Raw genomic sequence first — 7,824 nt, 5'->3', positions numbered from 1 at the left:
CCGGGGCCCCGGCCCCCCGGAAGGCGACCGCGCGCAAGGCCACCACCGCCGACGTGGCCAAGGCCGCGGCCCCGGCGAAGGCCACCAAGGCGACCCGCGCCACCAAGGCCACGGTGGCGGCGAAGACCGCCGCGGCCAAGCCGGCCAAGGCCGGCGGCAAGGCCGAGGGCCCCGACGGTGAGATCGACCCGGAGGAGCTGGCCGCCGCGATCGAGGACGTGGTGGTCGAGGAGCCGGCCGAGCTGACCCGGGCCGCCGAGGCCGACGCGGCCAGCTCCGCCACCGACAACGACTTCGAGTGGGACGACGAGGAGTCCGAGGCGCTCAAGCAGGCGCGCCGGGACGCCGAGCTGACCGCCTCCGCCGACTCCGTGCGGGCGTACCTGAAGCAGATCGGCAAGGTGCCGCTGCTCAACGCCGAGCAGGAGGTCGAGCTGGCCAAGCGGATCGAGGCCGGCCTCTACGCCGCCGAGCGGCTGCGCGCCGCCGACGAGGGCGAGGAGAAGCTGGTCCGCGACCTCCAGCGCGACCTGATGTGGATCTCCCGAGACGGCGAGCGCGCCAAGAACCACCTGCTGGAGGCCAACCTCCGCCTGGTGGTCTCGCTGGCCAAGCGCTACACCGGTCGCGGCATGGCCTTCCTCGACCTCATCCAGGAAGGCAACCTCGGCCTCATCCGCGCCGTCGAGAAGTTCGACTACACCAAGGGCTACAAGTTCTCCACCTACGCCACCTGGTGGATCCGCCAGGCCATCACCCGCGCCATGGCCGACCAGGCCCGCACCATCCGCATCCCCGTGCACATGGTCGAGGTGATCAACAAGCTCGGCCGGATCCAGCGCGAGCTGCTCCAGGACCTGGGCCGCGAGCCCACCCCGGAGGAGCTGGCCAAGGAGATGGACATCACACCGGAGAAGGTGCTGGAGATCCAGCAGTACGCCCGGGAGCCCATCTCGCTCGACCAGACCATCGGCGACGAGGGTGACAGCCAGCTCGGCGACTTCATCGAGGACTCCGAGGCGGTCGTCGCGGTCGACGCGGTGTCGTTCTCGCTGCTCCAGGACCAGCTCCAGCAGGTCCTCCAGACGCTGTCCGAGCGTGAGGCGGGCGTGGTGCGGCTACGTTTCGGCCTCACCGACGGCCAGCCGCGCACCCTGGACGAGATCGGCCAGGTGTACGGCGTGACCCGGGAACGCATCCGGCAGATCGAATCCAAGACCATGTCCAAGTTGCGGCACCCCTCGCGTTCCCAGGTGCTCCGCGACTACCTGGACTGACCGCGCACGTCAACAAATCGTGCCGGTTTGATCACCAGCCGTACAACACTCTTTGGTGATCGGTCGGTTGCCTGTTTGTGATCGTTGACGTGGCACCCTTGGTGCACGGCACACTGTCCTCCACGCCAGGTGTGACCTCGGTCCCCCGCGGGCACACAGGGAAGGCAGGGCCCGAGATGGGTGTTGCACGATAGGTGAGCAACCGAAGAGAGTGTTCATCGGTGACGACCAGAGGAGGAAGGCGATGACCCCGACCCTCACGCCGCCGCCCGAGACGGTGAGCCCCCCGGCCGCCGATGAACGGTGCGACCGCTGCAATGCTGCCGGCAAGCTCCGGATCACTCTGGCGGGTGGGAGCGAGCTGGTGTTCTGTGGGCACCACGCGAACAAGTACGCGGAGGATCTCGTGAAGATCACCGTGCGCTACGCGTCGGACCCGGAGTTCAGCTGGCGTGGCGCCGATCTGATGGCGAACTGAGGTCCGACAGGAAGTCCATAACCCGACATGACCGGCCGGAGGCACCCGCAAGGGGAGCCTCCGGCCGGTTTTTCGTGCCCGGTCGACCCGTGCCCAGCCGGACCGTCAGAGGGTCTGCACGGTGGCGATGCGCTCCTCGAGCTGCTCGATCGTGGCCTGCGCGCTGGGCGGGCCGCCGCAGATCCGGCGCAGTTCGGCGTGGATCTTGCCGTGCGGCTGGCCGGTGTGGTGGTGCCGGGCGGCCACCAGGGCGTTCAGCTGCCGCCGTAGCGCCACCCGGCGCTGGGCGGCACTCATCGGTGGGGGCGCCGCCGCCGGGGCCGCAGCGGCCGGCTCAGCGGTCCGCTGGGCGGCCCGGCGCTTCTGCGCGGCGAGCTGTTCGGCCTGCCGCTTGGTGAGCAGCAGCGAGACCTGGTCGGCGGTGAGCAACCCGGGCAGGCCGAGGTACTCCTCCTCCTCCGGCGTACCGGCCTGGGCGGCGGTGCCGAACGACGCGCCGTCGAAGATCACCTGGTCCAGCTCGGCGGTCGCGGAGAGGGCGGCGAAACGCTTCTCCAGCTCCCCGCTCGCGCCGTCGTCGCGCTGGGCGCGCTCCAGCAGGTCGTCGTCGAAGCCCTCGCGGTCCTTCGGCTTGCCGAGCACGTGGTCCCGCTCGGCCTCCATCTCGCTGGCGAGCCCGAGCAGGTGCGGCACGCTGGGCAGGAACACCGACGCGGTCTCGCCGGCTCGGCGGGCCCGGACGAACCGGCCGATCGCCTGCGCGAAGTACAGCGGGGTGCTGGCACTCGTCGCGTACACGCCGACTGCCAGCCGGGGGATGTCGACGCCCTCGGACACCATCCGCACCGCGACCAGCCACCGTTGCTGCGAGGCGGCGAACGTCGCGATCCGCGCGGACGCGCCCTGGTCGTCGGAGAGCACCACGGCGGCCTTCTCACCGGTCACCTGCTCCAGCAGCTTCGCGTACGAGCGGGCCACCTGCTGATCGCTGGCGATGACCAGGCCGCCCGCGTCAGGCATGCCGTTGGCGCGCAGCACGCTGAGCCGGGCGTCGGCGGCGCGCAGCACCTGCGGCATCCAGTCGCCGGCCGGGTCCAGCGCGGTACGCCACGCCTGGGCGATCAGGTCCTGCGTCATCGGCTCGCCGAGGCGGGCGGCCAGTTCCTCCCCGGCGTTGGTGCGCCACCGGGTCTCCCCCGAGTACGCCAGGAACAGCACCGGGCGGACCACGCCCTCGCGCAGCGCGTCGGAGTAGCCGTAGACCGAGTCGGCGCGGGAGCGCAGCAGCCCGTCGCCTCCGCGCTCGTAGCTGACGAACGGGATCGGGTTGTCGTCGGAGCGGAACGGCGTGCCGGTGAGCATCAGCCGGCGTACCGCGGGCTCGAACGCCGCCTTCACACCGTCGCCCCAGGTGCGCGAATCACCGGCGTGGTGGATCTCGTCGAGGATGACCAGCGTGCGGCGGGTCATGGTGCGCCGCCGGTGCACCTGCGGCGCCATGCCGACCTGGGCGTAGGTGACCACCGCGCCGTGGAAGTCGGCGGCGGAGTGCAGGTCGGCGTTGCGGAACGCGGCGTCGAGCTGGATGCCGACCCGGGCGGCGGCCTGCGCCCACTGGGTCTTCAGGTGCTCGGTCGGCGCGACCACGGTGACCGCCTCGACGGTGCCGTCGGCGAGCAGCTCGGCGGCGATGCGCAGCGCGAACGTGGTCTTACCGGCGCCGGGCGTGGCGACCGCTGTGAAGTCATCGGTGCGGCGGCGCAGGTATTCCACGAGCGCCTTGCGTTGCCAGGCGCGCAGGGGCGGGAACGTGTCGAGCGTCGGCATCCGCGGTGGCACGCGTAGCTCCTCTCCGCCGCGGACGGCGGCGGGCCCGACCGGGGCCACGGGAGCCGCCGCCCATGAAAACGCCCTCGCGCATCCGGTGCCGCGAAGGCGGACTCAGCATAACCAGCGCGGGCCGTACGCCCCACTCGACGCCACGCCTGTCACATCCGCCCACCCCGGCGTGCGGCGGGTCAGGCCAGTGGTCCCCGGGTGCCGGTGCGCGGCGGCCGCAGCGTCGCCACCGGCGCGGACCAGCGCCGGCGCAGCGCGATCAGGCGCAGCCCGAACACGAGCAGGACGGCGGCGGTGAGCGGCACGGCGGTCGCCTGCCCGCACGCCGACAGCAGCGCCACCGTTACCGCCCCGGCGAGCGCGGCGAGGGCGTAGATCTCCCGGCGCAGCACCACCGGGATCTCGCCGGTGAGCAGGTCACGGCCCAGCCCGCCGCCGATCGCGGTGAGCATGCCGATCATGCAGGCGCCGACCGGCGGCACGGCGGCGTCGAGGGCCTTGAGCGTGCCGGTGACCGTGAACAGGCCGAGGCCGGCGGCGTCCAGCACCAGCACCGTGGTGCGCAGCCGGGCGAGCTGGGGGTGCAGCCAGAACACGGCGGCGGCGGTGAGGGAGGCGGTGGCGGCGTAGCGCCAGTCGGCGAACGCCAGCGGGGGAACCTCGTCGATCGCCAGGTCGCGGAAGATGCCGCCGCCGAGTGCGGCGACCATGCCGACGAAGACGACCCCGAACAGGTCGAGCCGTTTCGCCACCGCCGCGGAGGCGCCGGAGGCGGCGAAGACCGCCACGCCGGTGAGGTCGGCGAGGAGGAGGGCGGTGGAGGTGGTCACCGCCGCAGGTTACGTGCGCGGGCCGCGGAGCCGCCCGGGATCACTCGCGGTACGAGTCGTAGATCTCCTTGCACTTCGGGCAGACCGGGGAACCAGGCTTGGCCGCCTTGGTGACCGGGAACGTCTCGCCGCAGAGCGCGACCACGTAGGTGCCCATCACGGCACTCTCGGCGATCTTCTCCTTGCGGACGTAGTGGAACATCTCCGGACCAGTGTCCGCGTCCTTCAGCTCGGGACGCTCGAGAATCTCTGTACTCACGACTACACCTCCGGCGTTCCAGTTTTGCAGGTCGGTCCGCCCCGGTCCACCTGGGCCCCGGCAGGATGCGGCCCGTACGGTAACCGACGTGACCAAATTTCACATCAGTCTCGGTAGTGAGGTGGCCGACGCCCTGCGGGACGGCCGCCCGGTCGTGGCGTTGGAGAGCACGATCGTCTCGCACGGGCTGCCCCGGCCGGACAACCTGCGCGTGGCGCGCGAGATCGAGCAGGCGGTACGGGACGCGGGGGCGGTGCCGGCCACCGTCGGCATGGTCGCCGGTGAGCTGCGGGTCGGGCTGGACGACGCCCAGCTCACCCGGCTCGCCACCGTCGACGGCGTGAGCAAGCTCTCGGTCCGCGACCTGGCCCCGGCTGCGGCGACAGGCGCGGACGGCGCCACCACGGTCGCGGCCACGAGCGCGGTCGCGGCGGCGGCCGGGATCGGCGTGTTCGCCACCGGCGGGCTCGGCGGCGTGCACCGCGAGGCGGCGCAGACGTTCGACGAGTCGGCCGACCTGGTCACGCTGGCCCGGACGCCGATCGCTGTGGTCTGCGCCGGGGTGAAGTCGATCCTCGACGTGGGCGCCACGCTGGAGCGGCTGGAGACGCTCGGGGTGGGCGTGGTCGGCTACCGCACCCGCCGCTTCCCCGGCTTCTACCTCACCGACGCGGGCTTCGACCTGGACTGGTCGGTCGAGTCCCCGGAGCAGGTGGCCGACGTGCTGGCCGCGCGCACGGCGCACGGCGTGCACCACGGCGGGCTGGTGGTGGCCAACCCGCTGCCCGCCGACGAGCAGCTCGACCCGGCGCTGCACGACCGCACGCTCACCGAAGGACGGGCGGCGCTGGCCCGCGAGGGGATCACCGGCAAGGCCGTCACCCCGTTCCTGCTGTCGCACTTCCACGCCGCGACCGAGGGCGCGAGCCTGGCCGTGAACGTCCGGATCATCCTGCGCAACGCCGACCTCGCGGCCCGGATCGCGGTCGCCGCGGCGACCCCTCGCACCCCGTGAGCGCGACGCCGCGCATCGTCGTCGTCGGCGACGTGATCACCGACGTGCTCGCGGTGCTCTCCGGACCGCTCGCGACCGGCTCGGACACCGCGGCCGGGATCCGGTTCAGCGGCGGCGGGCAGGCGGCGAACACCGCCGCCTGGCTCGCCGGGCAGGGCGCGGCGGTGACGCTCGTCGCCGCCGTCGGCGACGACGAGACCGGCCGGGAGCGGGTGGCCGAGCTGACCCGGATCGGTGTCGACTGCGCGGTCGAGCGGCACGAGGGCTACCCGACCGGCACCGTCATCGTGCTCGCCCACGACGGGGAGCGCACGATGATCAGCCAGCGGGGCGCGAACCTGCGGCTGACCGCCGGGCACGTGGACGCGGCGCTGACCGCCGCGCCCGACGCCGGGCATCTGCACCTGTCCGCGTACACCCTGTTGGACGTCGGGTCGCGCGGCGCCGGCCTGCGCGCGCTGGCCACGGCCCGCGAGCGCGGGCTGACCGTCAGCGTCGACGCGGCGTCCGCGGCGCCGCTGCGGCGCGTCGGCGGGGCGTTCCTGACCTGGGTACGCGACGTCGACCTGCTGCTTGTCAACACGGACGAGGCGACGGTGCTGGCCGGCGGGCTGGACCCGGCGGCGCAGGCGCGGGCGCTGACAGCGGTGGCGCACCGCGTGGTGGTCAAGCGCGGCGCGGCTGGCGCGGTGTGGGTGGAGCGCGGCGGTGTGGTGGAGTTCGCGCCCGCGCCAGGGGTGGACGTGGTGGACGTGACCGGCGCCGGGGACGCGTTCGCGGCCGGGCTGCTCACCGCGTGGCTGGCCGGCGCCGACCCGCGTGCCGCGCTGGCCCGGGCCGGTGACCTGGGCGCGCTCGCCGTGACGACCGTGGGCGCCCGTCCGGCTCCCTGACGCCGGCGGCCGGTCCGGGCGGCGCTCCGCCCGGGCCGGTCAGGGCTCGGCGTCGATGATCTTGTGCGGGTTCTCCTCGGCGGTGAGGGCCGTGGGCGCGGGCTCCTCGCGGCGCCGGTTCTGGAACCGGTTCGCCAGGCGGTGCTCCTCCTTGGGCGGCCGGTCGTTCGCCAGCAGCACCGCCAGCCAGGGCACGAGCACCATGCCGAGCGCGCACAGCGGCAGCCAGAGCCAGAGCAGCGGGGCCTTCGCGCCGACCAGGATCGCGCCGGCCACCAGACACGCGACCCGGATGGCCATCATCAGCACGTAACGCTTCTGTCGGCTGTTGAGCTGGTCGTCCTGGCTGCGCGGGGCGTCGGTGATCAGTATCGGCTGGTACGCCTGACGCTTCACCACGGACCTCCTACGAGGGGATAGGGCCATCCTGTCACTCCGGACGGATGATCGGCGAAAATCGTGACAGGCGGGTGCGTGTTACGTGCGTGGTACGCTTCGCCCGTGGCCAACCGGTTCAGCTTCACCGACGAGGCGCTGGCGAACCTGCGGGTCTACGACGTCACACCCGGGGAAGTCTGGGAGGCCCTGCACAGCAACCGCCGGGTCATCCGCCACCTCGGGGACGACGTCATGGTGGTCTACGCCACCGACCACCGCGGCCGGCGGCTCGCCGTGCTGCTGGCCGAGGCCGACGGCACCGACAACGACTGGGACATCCTCTCCGCCCGCGAACTGAGCGACGTCGAGGCCAAGCGCTACGACGAGGCGGTGCGGAACTCACGCCGACGAGGAGGCGGTCACGATGCACCGTGACGAGGCGACCAAGCGGTTCCACGCCGGAGGCGACGCGTTCGCCGACCTGATCGACGACACGTCACCGGCGCAGCTGCCCACCCCCGACACCGACGTGCCGATGGTCAGCCGGTCGGTCCGGCTCCCGCTGGAGACGTACGAGCGGGTCCGCGCCGCCGCCGACGCGCGCGGCATCGGGGTGACCACGCTGATGCGGCAGTGGATCGAGGCCGGCCTGGCCGACCTGGACGACTCCGCCACCGTCTCGCTGGCCGACGTACGCCGCGCGCTGGCGTCGCTGTCCCGCCCGACCGCCGCCTGACAGTGAGGATGTAGGGGTGGGGTCACCCGGCCTGGTCTGACTCACCGCCTGACCGACGTTGCTGTCCTGGAGCGGATCCGTCGGCTTGGTCCGGGTGACCCCGTTCCTGCACGTCACTG

Annotated in this window: 10 protein-coding genes; 6 read left to right on the top strand and 4 right to left on the bottom strand. The window is 72.8% G+C overall.

Going from position 1 to position 7,824, the window contains the following annotated elements; all coding sequences use genetic code 11:
* Both F8279_RS28235 and F8279_RS28230 read left to right on the top strand, forming a co-directional pair.
* On the top strand, positions 1 to 1,277 hold a 1,277-nt coding region (locus F8279_RS28235), incomplete at its 5' end, for an RNA polymerase sigma factor (RefSeq protein ID WP_151501567.1).
* A gap of 244 nt (positions 1,278 to 1,521) precedes the next feature.
* Entirely contained in the window at positions 1,522 to 1,755 is a 234-nt protein-coding gene (locus F8279_RS28230; RefSeq protein WP_013284786.1) for a hypothetical protein, read from the top strand.
* Positions 1,756 to 1,860: 105 nt separating this feature from the next.
* On the opposite strand, the gene F8279_RS28225 is transcribed toward F8279_RS28230, so the two are convergent.
* From F8279_RS28225 to F8279_RS28215, 3 genes are all read right to left on the bottom strand, one after another.
* The gene (locus F8279_RS28225; RefSeq protein ID WP_091420262.1) at positions 1,861 to 3,594 is read right to left on the bottom strand and encodes a DEAD/DEAH box helicase; all 1,734 of its coding nucleotides are present in this window, start codon (positions 3,592 to 3,594) and stop codon (positions 1,861 to 1,863) included.
* A 179-nt stretch (positions 3,595 to 3,773) separates the two neighbouring features.
* Positions 3,774 to 4,424 carry a trimeric intracellular cation channel family protein gene (locus F8279_RS28220; RefSeq protein ID WP_091419953.1) on the bottom strand — a complete coding sequence of 217 codons (651 nt, stop codon included), beginning with the start codon at positions 4,422 to 4,424 and terminating at the stop codon, positions 3,774 to 3,776.
* 40 nt (positions 4,425 to 4,464) lie between these two features.
* Complete coding sequence (locus F8279_RS28215) at positions 4,465 to 4,683, bottom strand: DUF3039 domain-containing protein (RefSeq protein ID WP_091419950.1); 219 nt, start codon at positions 4,681 to 4,683, stop codon at positions 4,465 to 4,467.
* 88 nt (positions 4,684 to 4,771) lie between these two features.
* Between F8279_RS28215 and F8279_RS28210 the strand changes: the two genes are divergently transcribed.
* Positions 4,772 to 5,698: a pseudouridine-5'-phosphate glycosidase gene (locus tag F8279_RS28210; RefSeq protein WP_151501566.1), complete on the top strand. Its 927-nt coding sequence runs from the start codon at positions 4,772 to 4,774 to the stop codon at positions 5,696 to 5,698.
* A complete protein-coding gene (locus tag F8279_RS28205; protein ID WP_091419946.1) occupies positions 5,695 to 6,591 on the top strand; it encodes a carbohydrate kinase family protein in 897 nt (298 codons plus the stop codon). Before F8279_RS28210 ends, F8279_RS28205 begins: the two co-directional genes overlap by 4 nt.
* A 39-nt stretch (positions 6,592 to 6,630) precedes the next feature.
* On the opposite strand, the gene F8279_RS28200 is transcribed toward F8279_RS28205, so the two are convergent.
* Positions 6,631 to 6,987 (bottom strand): DUF3099 domain-containing protein, encoded by a 357-nt coding sequence (locus F8279_RS28200; protein ID WP_013284780.1) that lies wholly within the window; start codon positions 6,985 to 6,987, stop codon positions 6,631 to 6,633.
* Between the two features lie 105 nt (positions 6,988 to 7,092).
* Between F8279_RS28200 and F8279_RS28195 the strand changes: the two genes are divergently transcribed.
* Positions 7,093 to 7,404, top strand: a complete 312-nt coding sequence (locus tag F8279_RS28195) for a hypothetical protein (protein ID WP_216932656.1) — start codon at positions 7,093 to 7,095, stop codon at positions 7,402 to 7,404.
* Complete coding sequence (locus F8279_RS28190; protein ID WP_013284778.1) at positions 7,394 to 7,705, top strand: hypothetical protein; 312 nt, start codon at positions 7,394 to 7,396, stop codon at positions 7,703 to 7,705. The genes F8279_RS28195 and F8279_RS28190 overlap by 11 nt, the downstream gene beginning before the upstream one ends.
* The last annotated feature ends 119 nt before the right edge of the window (positions 7,706 to 7,824 follow it).

Origin of the sequence: Micromonospora sp. AMSO1212t (assembly GCF_008868145.1) — a bacterium.
In the GTDB taxonomy this organism is placed as follows: Bacteria; Actinomycetota; Actinomycetes; order Mycobacteriales; family Micromonosporaceae; genus Micromonospora; species Micromonospora tulbaghiae.
Note: the sequence above shows the minus strand (reverse complement) of the source record. Positions and strands in the feature narration are given on the sequence as shown.